Raw genomic sequence first — 17237 nt, forward strand, 5'->3', positions numbered from 1 at the left:
TCGCCTCAGACGATGCTCATCGGCCCAGGCCGTCCAGGCCCGACTTGCGGTTCAGCGGCCCGAAGCCGTCGTACGTCGCGACGTCGTTGCGCAGGAACATGCTCCGTGCGCCGAGCAGTGCGTTCTGCTCCCGCTCCAGCCGCCCGAGGAGCATCTTGACCTGGGTCTCCCAGGTTGTCTTGACCTTCTTCAGGCCTGCGCAGGTGTCCCAGCCGCCGAAGCCGGTGATGGCGTTGTTCGTCGACTCGTCGGCGAGGTCGGAGGCCCACTGAGTGGTGGGCTTCAGGTCGTTCTCGATCTTGCTCGCGGCGGCTCTCTTCTGAGCCGGCGTCGACCCGAACGTGCCGGAGCTGCCGCCGGGGGCCAGCGGGCTGGGGGGAGCGGCCGAACCGCCGCCGTCCGGAGCCAGTTGGTTCAGCTGCATGCTGGAGGACTGATTGTCGACCGCCTGCGTCGCCTCCGTGCGCAGCCGGCTCCACTCCTGTTCGAATCCCATGTTCTCTCCCCGTTCATGTCATCCGGTGCCGCCTCGGGCGGCGGATGCTCGTTGTCAATTGAAGGTGCGTCGGGTGGAGCGGCCGGGTCTCCCTACCCGTGGCTTCCGTCACAGGTCCGGCATCTGTCCCAGCTGCACCAGCGACACCCCGCCCTTGCGCGACGCGAAGTAGCCGCGGCCCGGCGGCATCGGCCTCGGGCGGACGCTGCCGATCAGGTCGCCCTCCTGGGGATCGCCCGACAGGACCACGCCCTGGGCGCCCAGTTCCTTGATGCGCTGCATGAACGCCTCGTACATCGAGCGGGACGCGCCCGCCGTGTTACGGGCGATGATGAAGCGGACACCCGTGTCCCGGGCGAACGGCAGGTAGTCCGCGAGCGGCGACAGCGGATTTCCGGAGCTGGTGGAGACCAGGTCGTAGTCGTCGATGATGATGAAGATCTGCGGGCCCGTCCACCAGCTCCGGTCCCGCAGCTGCTGCGGCGTCACGTCCGTCGGCGGCTGGCGCCGTGCGAACACGCCTGACAGAGCCTCCATGTGCATCTGCATGGAACTCGCCATAGGCGCGTACTCCAGCAGATGGCTCTCCGGCAGCGCGCCGAGCAGCGCTCTCCGGTAGTCGCCCACGACGAGCTTCGCCTCTTCGGGCGTGTACCGCTCGGCGATCTGCTTCGCAATGAGCCTCAGCAGGTTCGTCTTGCCGGACTCGCTCTCACCGAACACCAGGAAGAACGGGTCGGTCTCGAAGTCGACGAACACCGGCTCCAGTCTGGTCTCGTCGATACCGATCGCGACGCCGTGCCGAGGGAACTCGAACCCCTTCGGCAGCCGATCCGAGGGGAACTCGCGCGGCAGCAGCCGCACCGCAGGCGCACCAGGTCCCGTCCAGCTCGCCCGTACCGCCTGTACGAACGCGGCCGTGCCCTCCGCGAGGTCACTCGCGCTGCTCGAGTCGTCGATGCGCGGCAGCGCACCCATGAAGTGCAGCTTCTCGGGCACCTGGCCGCGGCCCGGGACCCCCGTCGGGACGTTCGTCGCGACCTTCCGGTCGAACTCGGAGTCCATCACGTCGCCGAGGCGCAGTTCCAGCCGACCCAGCATCTGGTCCTTGATCGCTGCCCGGATCTCCATGTACCGGGCTGCGGTGATCACGATGTGCACGCCGTAGCCGAGACCGCGGGCCGCGATGTCGGTCACCATCGACTCCAGACCCTCGAAGTCGTTCCTGAAGGTGCCCCAGCCATCGATGATCAGGAACACATCGCCCCACACCTCACCGGGTAGTTCGCCCGTCGCCCGCCTGCGGCGGTAGGTGGCGATGGAGTCGACGTTGTGGGAGCGGAAGAACTCCTCACGGCGGTTCAGTACGCCCATGACCTCCGCGACCGTACGCCGCACCCGCTCCGGGTCCAGCCGGGACGCGACACCACCGACGTGGGGCAGGTCCGCGAGTGAGGACAGCCCTCCGCCACCGAAGTCCAGTGCGTAGAACTGCACTTCGCTCGGGGTGTGGGTGAGGGCGAACGACGAGATCAGCGTGCGCATCAACGTCGACTTGCCGGACTGCGGACCGCCGACCACCATCATGTGGCCCGCTGCACCGGAGAAGTCCCGGTGCAGCACCTCACGCCGCTGTTCGAACGGTTTGTCGATCAGACCCAACGGCACGACGAGACCACCTGGACGGGTGTACTCCGTCGCGGTCAGGCCGCGGTCCGCGGTCCGCGCGAGCCCCGGCAGTAGCTGGTCCAGGGACGGCGCCTGGTCCAGCGGCGGCAGCCACACCTGGTGGGCGGGCACGCCCTGCCCCTCCAGCCGGCGCACGACCACGTCCAGCACCGTGTCCGCGAGTGCCTCGTCCTCGGTCTTCTGCGGCGCCGTGAGATGAGCCGGGTCCGGTGCGGCGTACACGACCGGCACCGGCGCCGCCGTGAAGACGACGGGCCGTCGCTCGATCGGAAGCTGGTCCGCAGACAGCTGCGGTCCGCCCGTCCGGTACGTACCCGACACGTACGCCGCCTTGAAGCGGGTCATCTCGTCCGTACCGAACTTCAGGTAGCCCGAGCCGGGAACGGGCGGCAGGTGGTAGGCGTCGGGTACACCGAGCGCCGTGCGAGACTCCGCCGCCGAAAAGGTCCGCAGACCGATCCGGTAAGAGAGATAGGTGTCCAGACCGCGCAGCTTGCCCTCCTCCAGGCGCTGCGAGGCGAGCAGCAGATGCACACCCAGCGATCGGCCGATACGGCCGATCTGGATGAACATGTCGATGAAGTCCGGCTTGGCGGTGAGCAGTTCGGAGAACTCGTCGATGACCAGAACCAGGGAGGCCAGTGGCTCCAGCGGCGCGCCGGCCGCGCGCGCCTTCTCGTAGTCGTGGATGTTGGCGTAGTTGCCCGCCGAACGCAGCAACTCCTGTCGCCGCTGCAGCTCACCGCGGATCGCGTCGCCCATGCGGTCGACCAGCGTGAGGTCGTCGGCCAGGTTCGTGATAACGGCGGCCACATGCGGCATCTGCGACATGCCCGCGAACGTCGCACCGCCCTTGAAGTCGGCGAGGACGAAGTTCAGCGTCTCCGACGAGTGCGTCACCGCCAGCCCCAGCACCAGCGTCCTCAGCAGCTCCGACTTGCCGGAACCGGTCGCACCCACGCACAGCCCGTGCGGGCCCATGCCTTCCTGCGCGGCCTCCTTGAGGTCCAGCATCACCGGCAGGCCGTCCTCGCCGACACCGATCGGCACGCGCAACCGCTCGGCCGTCGACCTCGGCCGCCAGGTCCGGGCCACGTCCACCGCCCCCGCGTCGCCCAGGTTCAGCAGGTCCGTGAAGTCCAGGTTGGCCAGCAGCGGCTCGTCGTCGTCGCCCCCGCCGATCCGCAAGGGCGCCAGCTGCCGGGCCAGGGCTTCGGCGGCCTCCGGCGACATGGCGTCCGGCACGCCCTCGTACGCGTAGCCGGTTCCCGACTCCAGACGCAGCCGCCCGGGTCGTACGATCACTGAGAGCCCGCCGCGCTGCTCGTCCAGTTCACCGGAGACCACCTCGACGACGGTGACGCCCTGTAGCCCCTCGGCCGCTGCGAACAGCGAGTCCGGCGGCACCATGCCGCCGTCCAGGACCACCACGATGTGCGGCTGGTCGAGAACCGGCGGGCTGTCGCGGTTGAACCGGGGCCGCCCGTCGAGCCGGCCGCGCAGCAGCTGCTCCAGCTCGCCCAGGTCGTCGCCGAAGAGCCGCCTCGTTCCCGCCCCGTCGACCTGCCCGGGGACTTGGGTGTGCGGCAGCCACTTCGTCCAGTCCCAGTGCGCCACCGCTCCGGGCGCCGCCACCACCGCGACCATCAGGTCCTCGGGTGAGTGCAGCGTCACCAGTTGCGACACCAGCGCACGGGCCGCCGCCTGCGCCGACTCCGGCTCGCCCGACACCGTCACGTGGTAGAACGCCCTCAGCGAAACGGCCATCGGCAGCCCGTCGAGGGAGCCGTGCACCGCCAGGAACCGCTGCATGGCCCCCGCGCACAGCGGTTCCAGCTCGTCCACCGGAGCCGTTTCCGGCGCGATGAGCGGTGTCGACAGTTGCTGTGCGCCGAGCCCGATCCGCACCTGCCCGAAGTCCTTGTCGCCGACACGCCGTTCCCACACCCGTGAACCCTCGGCCACCACCGACCAGAGCTGCTCCGGCGAGGGGTGTAGATACAGCTGCGCGTCGCGCTGCCGGCGCGCGGTCCTGCGGGCCGTCCGTCGCGTCTGGGCGAGGTACTTGAGGTAGTCGCGCCGGACATCTGCGATTTGCCCCTGCGTACCCTTCCTGAATCTGACGATCTGGGCGATCACCATCGCAACCGTCGACACCAGCATCAGGATGCCCATGACCCGCATGAACGGATGTGCGCCCGGCATGAAGAAGAAGACGACGGAGGAGCCCATGCCGAGCATCGGGAGAACCTGCATCAGCATGCCCTCCTGCTGCCCGCGCGGCAGTTCGGGAGGGGACTCCAGCTTCAGTTCCTCCGCGGGTACTTCAGGGGGAAGGGACCTCGGCGGTCGTTTGACGACGATCTGGCTCACCGGAACATCAATCCCTCGGTACGGACGGAAGTCGGAGGCAACGAACCGCTCCGGCGCCCCCGTTGACTGCCTTTGCTTCGCGGACTCCCTCCGCGCGACGGTGATCCTACTTGCAGGTGGTCGCACCAAGTACCGGTAGGGTGTCCGCGCATCGTGCGCAACCGCGAATCAGGGGGTCCCACACGTGAGTACGACCGCAGCGACCGGCTTCTGCCGTGTCACTGTCGTGGCACCGGACAGCCGGATCGACGTCGCCCTCCCCGAGGACATCGCCGCCGCCGACGTCTACCCGGAGATCCTCCGGCTCACCGGGCAGACGCAGTCCGCGGGCACCCCCACCGGCTACCACCTGGTCCGTCGCGACGGCACCGTCCTGGACGGTGCCCGCACGCTCGCCGCCCAGCAGGTGCTCGACGGCGAGGTGCTCAGCCTGCGGCCCTTCGCCCAGTCGCTGCCGCCCGCCGTCTTCGACGACGTCTCCGATGCCGTCGCCGCCGCCGTCACCCGCGACCGTCATCTGTGGAGCGACGACCTGTTGCGAAGCGCCGGACGGTTCGGCGGGGTGCTGCTGCTCGTCCTCGTGGGCTTCGTCCTCTGGTTCGCCGATCCCGTACGGCACGATATGCACGGCCTGCCCGGAGTCATCGCGGGCGCGGCAGGTCTCCTGCTCACCGCGTTCTCCGGCGTGCGGGCCAGGGTGTACGGCGACAGGGCCACGGCTGCGGCCCTCGGCCTCGGCGCGCTCCCGCTGCTGCTGATCGCGGGCTCCGGGATCATCGGTCAGCCCACCGGAGACGGCCCGGGCCGACTGCAGTTCCTGATCGGCTGTGTGACAGTCCTGGTCGCCGCGGTCACCCTGGTCGTCCTCACCCCGAGCGGGGATGCCTCGTTCGTCGCCGCGACCTTCCTGGCCGCTGTCGGCACGCTGGCGACCTTCGTCCTGATCGTGACCGAGGCCTCCGCCACCATGGCCGCAGCGGTCTGCGTCCCGGTGGTCGTCGGCCTCGTCGCCTTCCTGCCGGGCCTGTCGGCACGCTTCGCTCGTCTCCCCATCGGCTACGCCTCCCCGCGGACGGCCACCGCGGACGATTTTGACACCGACCCCCACGACATCCCCGAGGCCCAGCCGGTCGACGCCGAGCGCATCGCCGCCCAGGCGCGTCGTGGCCACGAGATGCTGCTCGGATTGGTCGGCGGCTGTTCCGCGGTCGTTGTCGGCTCCGCGGCCGTCCTGGGTTTCTCGGGCAATGTCTGGGGCCAGCTCCTCGCCCTCGCCGCCGGCCTCGCGATGCTGCTGCGGGCCCGGCTCTTCCGCTACACCTCGCAGGTCGTCTGTGCCCTCGTCGCGGGAATCTCCTCGATCGCCCTACTGGTCCTCGGCCTGGCCCTGAACCCGCCGTCCGACCTGGTCAGGGAGCTCCTGGTGTACGGGGACCGCAGCGGTCTGGACACCCGCACCATCTGGCTGAGCACGGTTGTCGCGGCCGGAGCCGCCCTCGTGACCGCCATCGGCCTGATCGTCCCGAGGAAGGGTCTCTCGCCGTTCTGGGGCCGGCTGCTCGATCTCACAGAGAGTGCGGTGCTGCTCTCGCTGGTTCCGCTCTGCCTGGCCGTGCTGGACGTCTACGACCGGGCCCGGTCTCTGACCAGCTCGTGACACTGGTACTCTGTGTGACGGCCGTTTGTGTACGCGATCCCCGGAGCCTCGCAGGCTCTGGGCGCAGCGCCCATCGCGCCTTCGCCTCCGAGTCACGGAAGCTCCCCTGAGACCAAGACCAGGGGCACTCGCAGGCGCATCGAACACCAAGAGGAGTACCGAGTGTCTCTCGACGCCGCCACGAAGAAGCAGATCATGTCCGAGTTCGGCACCAAGGAGGGCGACACCGGCTCCCCCGAGGTCCAGGTCGCGCTGCTCTCCCGCCGCATCTCGGACCTGACCGAGCACCTCAAGACCCACAAGCACGACCACCACTCCCGCCGTGGTCTGCTGATCCTGGTCGGCCAGCGCCGCCGGCTGCTGCAGTACCTGGCCAAGAAGGACATCCAGCGCTTCCGTACGCTGGTCGAGCGCCTCGGCATCCGCCGCGGTGCCGCGGGCGCCAAGTAGGACGATGTGAAGGGAGCGGTTCCCACTTCCAGGGGGCCGCTCCCTTTGCTGTACGTGCGGAGAGTCACAGACGCTTTGTAGTCTGGTCGCACGACGCAATACCGACAACGGAATACCGAACGAGGAGGAGCGCCCCTCCGCCGCCGGTCCTCGGTAGTGGCCCCCGGAAGCCATACCGACCGGGTGCTTCGATCGAAGACCGGCCCGCACGCAAGGCGCGCTTCTCCGCCACCGTCCTCCAGCCACGCGGGCCGGAGGACGCAGACGAGGAGATATCGCTGGTGGAGAACGAGACCCACTACGCCGAAGCCGTCATCGACAACGGCTCCTTCGGCACCCGCACCATCCGCTTCGAGACGGGCCGCCTGGCCAAGCAGGCCGCCGGCTCCGCCGTGGCGTACCTGGACGACGACACCATGGTGCTGTCGGCCACCACAGCGTCCAAGAACCCCAAGGACCAGCTGGACTTCTTCCCCCTGACGGTCGACGTCGAGGAGCGGATGTACGCCGCGGGCAAGATCCCCGGCTCCTTCTTCCGCCGTGAGGGCCGGCCGTCCGAGGACGCGATCCTGACCTGCCGCCTGATCGACCGGCCGTTGCGCCCGTCCTTCAAGAAGGGCCTGCGCAACGAGATCCAGATCGTCGAGACGATCATGGCGCTCAACCCCGACCACCTGTACGACGTGGTCGCGATCAACGCCGCCTCCTGCTCCACGCAGCTGGCCGGCCTGCCCTTCTCCGGCCCGATCGGCGGCACCCGCGTCGCACTGATCGACGGCCAGTGGGTCGCCTTCCCGACCCACTCGGAGCTCGAGAACGCCGTGTTCGACATGGTGGTCGCGGGTCGCGTCCTCGAGGACGGCGACGTCGCGATCATGATGGTCGAGGCCGAGGCCACCGAGAAGACCGTCGAGCTCGTCAAGGGTGGCGCCGAGGCGCCGACCGAGGAGATCGTCGCCGCCGGCCTCGAGGCCGCGAAGCCCTTCATCAAGGTCCTGTGCAAGGCCCAGGCCGACCTGGCCGCCAAGGCCGCCAAGCCGACCGGCGAGTTCCCGGTCTTCCTCGACCACCAGGACGACGTCCTGGAGGCCCTGACCACCGCGGTGAGGAACGAGCTCGCCCAGGCGCTCACCATCCCCGGCAAGCAGGAGCGCGAGGCCGAGCTCGACCGTGTGAAGGCGCTGGCCGCGGAGAAGCTCCTGCCGGAGTTCGAGGGCCGCGAGAAGGAGATCTCCGCCGCGTACCGTTCGCTGACCAAGTCGCTGGTCCGCGAGCGCGTCATCAAGGAGAAGAAGCGCATCGACGGTCGCGGCGTCACGGACATCCGTACGCTCGCCGCCGAGGTCGAGGCCATCCCGCGGGTGCACGGCTCGGCCCTGTTCGAGCGTGGCGAGACCCAGATCCTGGGCGTCACCACCCTGAACATGCTCCGTATGGAGCAGCAGCTGGACACCCTTTCCCCGGTGACCCGCAAGCGCTACATGCACAACTACAACTTCCCGCCGTACTCCGTGGGTGAGACCGGTCGCGTCGGTTCGCCGAAGCGCCGCGAGATCGGCCACGGCGCCCTCGCCGAGCGCGCCATCGTGCCGGTGCTGCCGACGCGCGAGGAGTTCCCGTACGCGATCCGTCAGGTGTCCGAGGCCCTCGGCTCCAACGGCTCGACGTCCATGGGCTCGGTCTGCGCCTCCACCATGTCGCTGCTGAACGCCGGTGTGCCGCTGAAGGCCCCCGTCGCCGGTATCGCCATGGGCCTGATCTCCCAGGAGATCGACGGCCAGACGCACTACGTCGCCCTCACCGACATCCTCGGTGCGGAGGACGCCTTCGGTGACATGGATTTCAAGGTCGCCGGTACCAAGGAGTTCGTCACCGCCCTCCAGCTCGACACCAAGCTGGACGGCATTCCTGCCTCCGTCCTGGCCGCGGCCCTCAAGCAGGCCCGCGACGCCCGCCTCCACATCCTCGACGTGATGATGGAAGCGATCGACACCCCGGACGAGATGTCCCCGAACGCCCCGCGGATCATCACCGTGAAGATCCCCGTGGACAAGATCGGCGAGGTCATCGGCCCCAAGGGCAAGATGATCAACCAGATCCAGGAGGACACCGGCGCCGAGATCACGATCGAGGACGACGGCACCATCTACATCGGTGCCGCCGACGGCCCGGCGGCCGAGGCCGCCCGCGCCACGATCAACGGCATCGCCAACCCGACCATGCCGGAGGTCGGTGAGCGCTACCTGGGCACGGTCGTCAAGACCACCACCTTCGGTGCGTTCGTCTCCCTGCTCCCGGGCAAGGACGGCCTGCTGCACATCTCGCAGATCCGCAAGCTCGCCGGCGGCAAGCGCGTGGAGAACGTCGAGGACGTCGTGGGTGTGGGCCAGAAGGTCCAGGTCGAGATCGCCGAGATCGACCAGCGCGGCAAGCTCTCCCTGATCCCCGTGATCGAGGGCGAGGACGGCGCCGACGACGGCGAGAAGAAGGACGACACCGACAAGTGACGTCCCGTACTGCCAGGGCGACGGCCCGCACCTCCTCGGAGGCGCGGGCCGTCGCCCGTACCCAAACGCTTCTCCAGGGCGAGCACGGCATCGGCACGGTTCGCAANCGGCCCGCACCTCCTCGGAGGCGCGGGCCGTCGCCCGTACCCAAACGCTTCTCCAGGGCGAGCACGGCATCGGCACGGTTCGCAAGACCACCCTCCCCGGGGGGCTGCGCATCGTCACCGAGACCCTGCCGTCCGTGCGCTCCGCGACCTTCGGTATCTGGGCCCATGTCGGCTCGCGCGACGAGACCCCCTCGCTGAACGGCGCCACGCACTATCTGGAGCACCTCCTCTTCAAGGGCACGCACAGGCGCTCCGCCCTCGACATCTCCGCCGCCGTCGACGCGGTCGGCGGCGAGATGAACGCCTTCACGGCGAAGGAGTACACCTGCTACTACGCGCGGGTGCTCGACACGGACCTGCCGCTGGCGATCGACGTCGTCTGCGACATGCTCACCGGCTCGCTGATCCTCGACGAGGACGTGGACGCCGAGCGCGGCGTCATCCTCGAGGAGATCGCGATGACCGAGGACGACCCGGGCGACGTCGTGCACGACCTGTTCGCGCGCACCATGTTCGGAGACACCCCCCTCGGCCGCCCCGTGCTGGGCACCGTCGACACGATCAACGCGCTCAACCGCTCGCAGATCACCCGCTTCTATCGCAAGCATTACGACCCGACCCATCTGGTCGTCGCCGCGGCGGGAAACGTCGACCACGCGACCGTCGTGCGCCAGGTCCGCAAGGCCTTCGAGCAGGCCGGCGCCCTGACCCGCACGGACGCCCGGCCGGTCGCCCCGCGCGACGGCCGGCGGAAACTGCGGGCCGCGGGCCGTGTGGAGGTCCTCGACCGCCGCACGGAGCAGGCGCACGTCGTCCTCGGCATGCCCGGCCTCGCCCGTACCGACGAGCGGCGCTGGGCTCTCGGCGTACTGAACACCGCGCTCGGCGGAGGTATGTCCTCGCGCCTGTTCCAGGAGGTCCGGGAGAAGCGCGGCCTCGCGTACAGCGTGTACTCGTACACCTCGGGCTTCGCCGACTGCGGACTCTTCGGCGTCTACGCCGGCTGCCGGCCCAACCAGGTGCACGACGTGCTGAAGATCTGCCGCAACGAGCTCGACCGGGTCGCCGGCGAGGGTCTGGCCGACGACGAGATCGACCGCGCCATCGGCCAGCTCTCCGGCTCGACCGTCCTCGGTCTGGAGGACACCGGCGCGCTCATGAACCGTATTGGCAAGAGCGAGCTGTGCTGGGGTGCCCAGATGTCCGTCGACGACATGCTGGCGAACATAGCCGCGGTCACCCCCGACGACGTCCGGGCGGTCGCCAGGGAGGTCCTGGGGCAGCGGCCCTCGCTGTCGGTCATCGGCCCGCTGAAGGACAAGCAGGCGGACCGCCTGCACACATCAGTCTCGTAGTCCCGCTGTCCCGTTGTCCCGTAGAGAGAGCAGAGCAATGAGCAAGCTGCGCGTGGCCGTCCTCGGCGCCAGGGGCCGCATCGGTTCCGAGGCCGTGCGAGCCGTCGAAGCCGCCGACGACATGGAACTCGTCGCGGCGCTGGGCCGGGGCGACAAGCTGGAGACCCTTGTCGAGACCGGCGCCCAGGTGGCCGTCGAACTGACCACCCCTGCCTCGGTCATGGGCAACCTCGACTTCTGCGTGCGCCACGGCATCCACGCCGTCGTCGGCACCACCGGCTGGACCGACGAGCGCCTCACGCATCTGCGCACGTCGCTGGCGGCCTCACCGGAGACCGGGGTGCTGATCGCGCCCAACTTCTCCATCGGCGCCGTCCTCACCATGAAGTTCGCCGCCCAGGCCGCCCGCTGGTTCGAGTCGGTCGAGGTCGTGGAACTGCACCACCCGAACAAGGCGGACGCTCCATCCGGCACCGCCACCCGCACGGCGCAGCTGATCGCCGCGGCACGCGCCGAGGCCGGCTGCGCCCCTCAGCCGGACGCCACCGTGACCGCCCTCGACGGCGCGCGCGGCGCGGACGTCGACGGGGTGCCCGTGCACGCCGTACGGCTGCGCGGCCTGCTCGCCCACCAGGAGGTGCTGCTCGGCGGTGAGGGCGAGACCCTCACCATCCGCCACGACTCCCTGCACCACAGCAGCTTCATGCCGGGCGTCCTGCTCGGGGTGCGCCGTGTGGTGGACACGCCCGGGCTGACCTTCGGCCTCGAGAACTACCTCGACCTCGGCTGAGGATCCCCGGTGCGCGCCAAGATCACGTACTTCGTCACGGCCGCCGTTCTGGTCGTCTACTTCGTCCTGGTCGGCAGCCGGGGCCTGCTGCTCATCGAGCAGGGCACCCTGCTCACCGTGACCTTCGGCGTGGCGGTGCTGATCCTGCCGGCGATCGGCCTGTGGTTCCTCTGGAAGAACACCCAGTTCGTCAGGAAGGCCAACGCACTGGCGGCGGAGCTCGACGCCGAGGAGGGACTGCCCGTCGACGAGCTGGTCCGTACGCCCGGCGGGCGTATCGACCGGGACTCCGCCGATGCCGTCTTCGCCAAGCGCCGTGCGGAGACCGAGGACTCGCCGGACGACTGGCGCTGCTGGTTTCGGCTCGCGGTCGCCTACCACGACGCGAGGGACACCCCGCGGGCCCGCAAGGCGATGCAGCGCGCGATCGCGCTCCACGAGGGCAGGCCGTTCGGGGCCTGATACGGCTTCTCCGGCGCCGTCCGGGCCTGACGTGGGCCCGTTCGTCGGGTGACCGACCTGAGAAGGTGGGCGTCGGACCGCCCCCGCATGGCGCCTGCCTGTCTGCGATCGGCGGATCGGGGAGGGCGCGGACGCGACGGCGGCCCGGGTGCGTCCCGGGCCGCTGCCCGCGCGAAGAGGGCTCGTGCGAAGGGGCTCGTGAGCAGGGGGCGGGCCCGGCTCAGTGGTGCGGGCCGTACTCCGCGCCCCACGCCTCGATGGTGTCGGCCGCGCGGTCGAAGGCCTCGACGCGCGACAGGAAGTCCCCGTTGTGATCGGTGAGCAGTGTGAGCGGCTCGTCCCCCTCCCGCACGAGCACCAGCGCCTGGCCCTGGACCGTACGCGGCAGCCCGAGCCACCGCACCGGCTGCTGCACGGTCCGCAGCGCCTTCACCCTCGCCCACGGCAGTGTGGTGGTCGAGACCACGGCCACGTGCCGCAGCCCGTGCCGGCTCACCCACGTACCCATGCGCAGGACGCGCAGCGCGCCGCAGATGAGCAACGCGGCGATGCCGACGCAGACCGCCGCTCCTGGCAGCGCACCGGCGAAGGCGATGACCATGGCCGCGAACAGTACGAACGAGGCCAGCAGCAGGAGCAGGGCCGCCCCGCCGACCCGCCAGGGGCCGGGACGGTACGGACGTCGCCACAGATCGTGATCATCGAACGGCAGTGCGACATCGTCGTCTGCGGCGTCAAAGGCACGGTCCGCCGTCAGAAAGGGCAGGGGCACGGCTGGTCCTCACTCGTCACCACTTCGGGGCTGTGACCGGTGAGGCTACCGAGGCAACCGGCGACCGGCCACTCCAGGGGGGCCATGGGGGTGCTTCCCGGCGGGCCTGCCGGGGTGGGGGCGTCAGCGCCCCTCCTCCTTGGCCTGGCTCGGGGCCTTGGGGGAGACCGGAGCCTCCAGCGCCGGCAGCCCGAAGAGCAGCGACCCGACCAGCCCGGCCACCACGGTCAGACCGATCAGCGAACGGCCGACGAGCTGGGATGCGCTGGGCCGCCGCCGGGGTGGCGGGGCCACATTGCTGCGGAAGCGGTCGGCCTCGGCGACGAACGCGAACGGAACGGCTTCTCGCCGGCGGAACATGGCGCAGCCCCCTCGGGGTGTGTGACGAAACGTGGCTACCGGTACAGACGCGTATAACCGGAGTTTGGTGCCCGAATCCAGCGAATCGACCGGGGTGGGAACCGGGACGCTCGGCCCCCGCTCGTCGTTGTAACGAGCGACCGTAGAGAATGGTCGCCGCCCGTGCGACGCGACTGGAAGGACCCCCGCCGGTGACCCGGAACCCCGACGACATCAAGCCCAGCTTCCGCAGCGATGTCACCGTCGAGCTGGTGAAGCACACCGCCGGCGACTCCGATGTGCTGTGGGCGGCCCGGGTATCGACCGCGGGCGAGCAGTCGCTGGACGAGCTCTCCAAGGACCCGGAACGGTCGAAGGGGCTGATCAACTACCTGATGCGGGACCGCCACGGCAGTCCCTTCGAGCACAACTCGATGACCTTCTTCATCAGCGCCCCGATCTTCGTCTTCCGCGAGTTCATGCGCCACCGGGTCGGCTGGTCGTACAACGAGGAGTCCGGCAGGTACCGGGAGCTCCAGCCGGTCTTCTACGTGCCGGACGAGTCGCGCAAACTGGTGCAGGACGGCCGCCCCGGCAAGTACGTCTTCGTGGAGGGCACACAGGCCCAGCAGGAGCTGACCGGACGGGTGATGGAGGACTCGTACCGCCAGGCGTACGAGGCCTACCAGGAGATGCTCGACGCGGGTGTGGCCCGCGAGGTCGCCCGCTCGGTCCTGCCCGTCGGCCTCTACTCGTCGATGTACGCGACCTGCAACGCCCGCTCGCTCATGCACTTCCTGGGACTGCGCACCCAGCACGAGATGGCCAAGGTCCCGTCCTTCCCGCAGCGGGAGATCGAGATGGTCGGCGAGAGGATGGAGGAGCACTGGGCCAGGCTCATGCCCCTGACCTACGCGGCCTTCAATGCCAATGGCCGGGTGGCCCCGTAGGGCACAGATGTACGGTCAGCCTTACTCGGTGTCCGTATTGCGGCGTTTCGAGAAGTTCATCTAGGCTGATCAAACGGACCCGGCACTGCCTGAACCCCCGAGCAGGCAGTGCCGGGCTCCACTGAGCAGGGATACGTCACGTCCCCCCCCAAGGGGACCCTCCGCGCTGAGCAGCGAGTAGCGTGTTACCCATGGCACCGATCTCGACTCCGCAGACCCCCTTCGGGCGGGTCCTCACCGCCATGGTCACGCCGTTCACGGCGGACGGCGCGCTCGACCTCGACGGCGCGCAGCGGCTCGCCACCCACCTGGTGGACGCAGGCAACGACGGCCTGATCATCAACGGCACCACCGGTGAGTCCCCGACCACCAGCAACGCGGAGAAAGACCAGCTCGTCCGGGCCGTCCTCGAGGCGGTGGGCGACCGGGCGCACGTGGTCGCCGGGGTCGGCACCAACGACACCCGTCACAGCGTCGAACTGGCACGTGCCGCCGAGCGCGCAGGCGCGCACGGCCTGCTGGCCGTCACCCCCTACTACAACAAGCCCCCGCAGGAGGGCCTGTACCGGAACTTCACGGCCATCGCCGACAGCACCGGACTCCCGGTGATGCTGTACGACATCCCAGGCCGCAGCGGCGTCCCGATCGACACCGAAACGATCGTGCGCCTGGCCGACCACCCGCGGATCGTCGCGAACAAGGACGCCAAGGGCGATCTCGGCCGTGCCAGCTGGGCCATCGCCCGCAGCGGACTCGCCTGGTACTCGGGCGACGACATGCTCAACCTGCCGCTGCTGTCCGTCGGCGCCATCGGCTTCGTCTCCGTGGTCGGCCACGTCGTCACTCCGGAGCTCCGTGCCCTGGTCGACGCCTACACCGCCGGCGACGTGCAGAAGGCGACCGAGATCCACCAGAAGCTGCTCCCCGTCTTCACCGGCATGTTCCGCACCCAGGGAGTCATCACCACGAAGGCCGCGCTCGCCCTCCAGGGCCTGCCCGCGGGCCCGCTGCGGCTCCCGCTCGTCGAGCTCAGCGAGGCCGAGACGGCCCAGCTGAAGATCGATCTCACGGCCGGCGGGGTACAGCTGTAACCACAGACTTCACAACTGAATACGTCCAACTGAATACGAACGACCGGACGACAACAGCAAGTGCACGAATGTCATGCGCGCCACGTGCCCAAGCGGTACGTGGCGCGCGTCGTGAGGAGAGTCTTTTGAGTCATCCGCATCCCGAACTCGGCGCTCCGCCGAAGCTCCCCAAGGGTGGCCTGCGGGTCACGCCACTCGGCGGTCTCGGAGAGATCGGCCGCAACATGACCGTCTTCGAGTACGACGGCCGGATCCTGATCGTCGACTGCGGTGTCCTCTTCCCCGAGGAGGAGCAGCCCGGCGTGGACCTGATCCTGCCGGACTTCACCACCCTCGTGGACCGCCTGGACGACGTCGAGGCAATCGTGCTCACGCACGGTCACGAGGACCACATCGGCGGTGTGCCCTATCTGCTCCGCCTCAAGCCGGACATCCCTCTGATCGGCTCCAAGCTGACCCTCGCCCTGATCGAGGCCAAGCTCCAGGAGCACCGCATCCGTCCGTACACCCTCGAGGTCGCGGAGGGGCAGCATGAGCACGTCGGTCCCTTCGGCTGCGAGTTCATCGCGGTCAACCACTCCATCCCGGACGCGCTCGCGGTCGCCATCCGCACCCCCGCTGGCATGGTCGTGCACACGGGCGACTTCAAGATGGACCAGCTCCCGATGGACGGACGTCTGACGGACCTGCACGCTTTCGCACGCCTGAGCGAGGAGGGCATCGCCCTCCTGCTGTCCGACTCCACCAACGCCGAGGTCCCCGGCTTCGTCCCCGCCGAGCGGGACATCTCGAACGTGCTGCGCGGCGTCTTCGCGAACGCCCGGAAGCGCATCATCGTCGCGAGCTTCGCCAGCCACATCCATCGTGTGCAGCAGATCCTGGACGCGGCTCACGAGTACGGCCGCAAGGTCGCCTTCGTCGGCCGGTCCATGGTCCGCAACATGGGTATCGCCCGAGATCTCGGGTACCTCAAGGTGCCGTCCGGGCTCGTCGTGGACGTCAAGACGCTCGACGACCTGCCCGACGACAAGGTCGTGCTGATCTGCACGGGTTCGCAGGGCGAGCCGATGGCGGCGCTGTCCCGCATGGCCAACCGGGACCATCAGATCCGGATCGTGCAGGGCGACACGGTGATCCTGGCGTCCTCGCTGATCCCGGGCAACGAGAACGCGGTCTACCGCGTGATCAACGGGCTCAGCCGCTGGGGCGCCAACGTCGTCCACAAGGGGAACGCCAAGGTCCACGTCTCCGGCCACGCCTCGGCAGGCGAGCTGCTGTACTTCTACAACATCTGCAGGCCGAAGAACCTCATGCCGGTCCACGGCGAGTGGCGCCACCTCCGCGCCAACGCCGAGCTCGGTGCCCTCACCGGAATTCCCAAGGACCACATCGTGATCGCCGAGGACGGCGTCGTCGTCGACCTGGTCGAGGGCAAGGCCAGGATCAGCGGCAAGGTCCAGGCGGGGTACGTGTACGTCGACGGTCTCTCCGTCGGCGACGTCACCGAGGCCTCCCTTAAGGACCGCCGCATCCTCGGAGAGGAAGGCATCATCTCGGTCTTCGTCGTCGTCGACTCGACGACGGGGAAGGTCGTGGGCGGACCGAACATCCACTCCCGCGGTTCCGGTATCGAGGACGGCGCCTTCGACGCGGTGATGCCCAAGATCGAGGAGGCCATCCAGAAGTCCGCCGCCGACGGAGTCGCCGAACCCCACCAGTTGCAGCAGCTCATCCGTCGCACGATCGGCAAGTGGGTCTCCGACACCTACCGCCGCCGGCCGATGATCCTGCCGGTCGTCGTGGAGGTCTGACGACTCGTCGGCTGCGTCCGGAGCGGGGCAGGCCCTCGATTTGCATCGGGCCGCCCCGCTCCAGTACGTTGGCGTCTCCGCCCGAGGGAAACCGGTGCGCCGATGTGCGCTCGAAAGGTCTCCGCAACGGAGCGGGAAATCCGACTGAGAATCTCTGATAAAGTCGGATGCGTCGAAAGGCGAAAGGCCCTCCAACGGCCACCGGAAATGAATTCCGAACCGGGAACGGAACGGAAATCGGATCTGCTAGGCTGGAAACACCGAAGGGAAGCGCCCGGAGGAAAGCCCCAGAGAATGTTCTGCGGGTGAGTACGAAGGAAGCGTCCGTTCCTTGAGAACTCAACAGCGTGCCAAAAGTCAACGCCAGATATGTTGATACCCCGTCCAT

At 69.0% G+C, this 17237-nt stretch carries 12 protein-coding genes and 1 pseudogene; 9 read left to right on the forward strand and 4 right to left on the reverse strand.

Going from position 1 to position 17237, the window contains the following annotated elements; genetic code table 11:
• Positions 1 to 16 precede the first annotated feature (16 nt).
• Together QMZ92_RS31485 and eccCa are read right to left on the reverse strand one after the other, a co-directional pair.
• A complete protein-coding gene (locus tag QMZ92_RS31485) occupies positions 17 to 496 on the reverse strand; it encodes a hypothetical protein (protein ID WP_283300974.1) in 480 nt (159 codons plus the stop codon).
• Between the two features lie 108 nt (positions 497 to 604).
• Positions 605 to 4558: a type VII secretion protein EccCa gene (gene eccCa, locus QMZ92_RS31490; RefSeq protein ID WP_283300975.1), complete on the reverse strand. Its 3954-nt coding sequence runs from the start codon at positions 4556 to 4558 to the stop codon at positions 605 to 607.
• Between the two features lie 184 nt (positions 4559 to 4742).
• On the opposite strand from eccCa, the gene eccD reads away from it, so the two are divergent.
• The 6 genes and pseudogenes from eccD to QMZ92_RS31520 all read left to right on the forward strand — a co-directional run bounded on the left by eccD (position 4743) and on the right by QMZ92_RS31520 (position 11886).
• The gene (gene eccD / locus QMZ92_RS31495; protein WP_283300976.1) at positions 4743 to 6215 is read left to right on the forward strand and encodes a type VII secretion integral membrane protein EccD; all 1473 of its coding nucleotides are present in this window, start codon (positions 4743 to 4745) and stop codon (positions 6213 to 6215) included.
• A gap of 162 nt (positions 6216 to 6377) precedes the next feature.
• A complete protein-coding gene (gene rpsO / locus QMZ92_RS31500) occupies positions 6378 to 6665 on the forward strand; it encodes a 30S ribosomal protein S15 (protein ID WP_283300977.1) in 288 nt (95 codons plus the stop codon).
• Positions 6666 to 6946: 281 nt separating this feature from the next.
• Positions 6947 to 9172, forward strand: a complete 2226-nt coding sequence (locus QMZ92_RS31505) for a polyribonucleotide nucleotidyltransferase (protein ID WP_283300978.1) — start codon at positions 6947 to 6949, stop codon at positions 9170 to 9172.
• 107 nt (positions 9173 to 9279) lie between these two features.
• Positions 9280 to 10634: pseudogene (locus QMZ92_RS31510) on the forward strand (M16 family metallopeptidase); the annotation flags it as partial.
• Positions 10635 to 10671: 37 nt separating this feature from the next.
• Positions 10672 to 11424 carry a 4-hydroxy-tetrahydrodipicolinate reductase gene (gene dapB, locus QMZ92_RS31515; protein WP_283300979.1) on the forward strand — a complete coding sequence of 251 codons (753 nt, stop codon included), beginning with the start codon at positions 10672 to 10674 and terminating at the stop codon, positions 11422 to 11424.
• Positions 11425 to 11433: 9 nt separating this feature from the next.
• Positions 11434 to 11886, forward strand: a complete 453-nt coding sequence (locus tag QMZ92_RS31520; protein ID WP_283300981.1) for a tetratricopeptide repeat protein — start codon at positions 11434 to 11436, stop codon at positions 11884 to 11886.
• 220 nt (positions 11887 to 12106) lie between these two features.
• On the opposite strand, the gene QMZ92_RS31525 is transcribed toward QMZ92_RS31520, so the two are convergent.
• Together QMZ92_RS31525 and QMZ92_RS31530 are read right to left on the reverse strand one after the other, a co-directional pair.
• Positions 12107 to 12658, reverse strand: a complete 552-nt coding sequence (locus QMZ92_RS31525) for an SCO5741 family PH domain-containing membrane protein (RefSeq protein ID WP_283300982.1) — start codon at positions 12656 to 12658, stop codon at positions 12107 to 12109.
• Between the two features lie 123 nt (positions 12659 to 12781).
• Positions 12782 to 13018, reverse strand: coding sequence for a hypothetical protein (locus tag QMZ92_RS31530; RefSeq protein WP_283300983.1), 237 nt, complete (start codon positions 13016 to 13018; stop codon positions 12782 to 12784).
• Positions 13019 to 13209: 191 nt separating this feature from the next.
• On the opposite strand from QMZ92_RS31530, the gene thyX reads away from it, so the two are divergent.
• From thyX to QMZ92_RS31545, 3 genes are all read left to right on the forward strand, one after another.
• Complete coding sequence (gene thyX, locus QMZ92_RS31535) at positions 13210 to 13947, forward strand: FAD-dependent thymidylate synthase (RefSeq protein ID WP_283300984.1); 738 nt, start codon at positions 13210 to 13212, stop codon at positions 13945 to 13947.
• 191 nt (positions 13948 to 14138) lie between these two features.
• Positions 14139 to 15038, forward strand: a complete 900-nt coding sequence (gene dapA, locus QMZ92_RS31540; protein ID WP_283300985.1) for a 4-hydroxy-tetrahydrodipicolinate synthase — start codon at positions 14139 to 14141, stop codon at positions 15036 to 15038.
• Between the two features lie 125 nt (positions 15039 to 15163).
• The gene (locus tag QMZ92_RS31545; RefSeq protein ID WP_283300986.1) at positions 15164 to 16849 is read left to right on the forward strand and encodes a ribonuclease J; all 1686 of its coding nucleotides are present in this window, start codon (positions 15164 to 15166) and stop codon (positions 16847 to 16849) included.
• The last annotated feature ends 388 nt before the right edge of the window (positions 16850 to 17237 follow it).

The sequence above is a fragment of the Streptomyces sp. HNM0645 genome (genome assembly GCF_030056615.1).
Taxonomy (GTDB): domain Bacteria; phylum Actinomycetota; class Actinomycetes; order Streptomycetales; family Streptomycetaceae; genus Streptomyces; species Streptomyces marianii.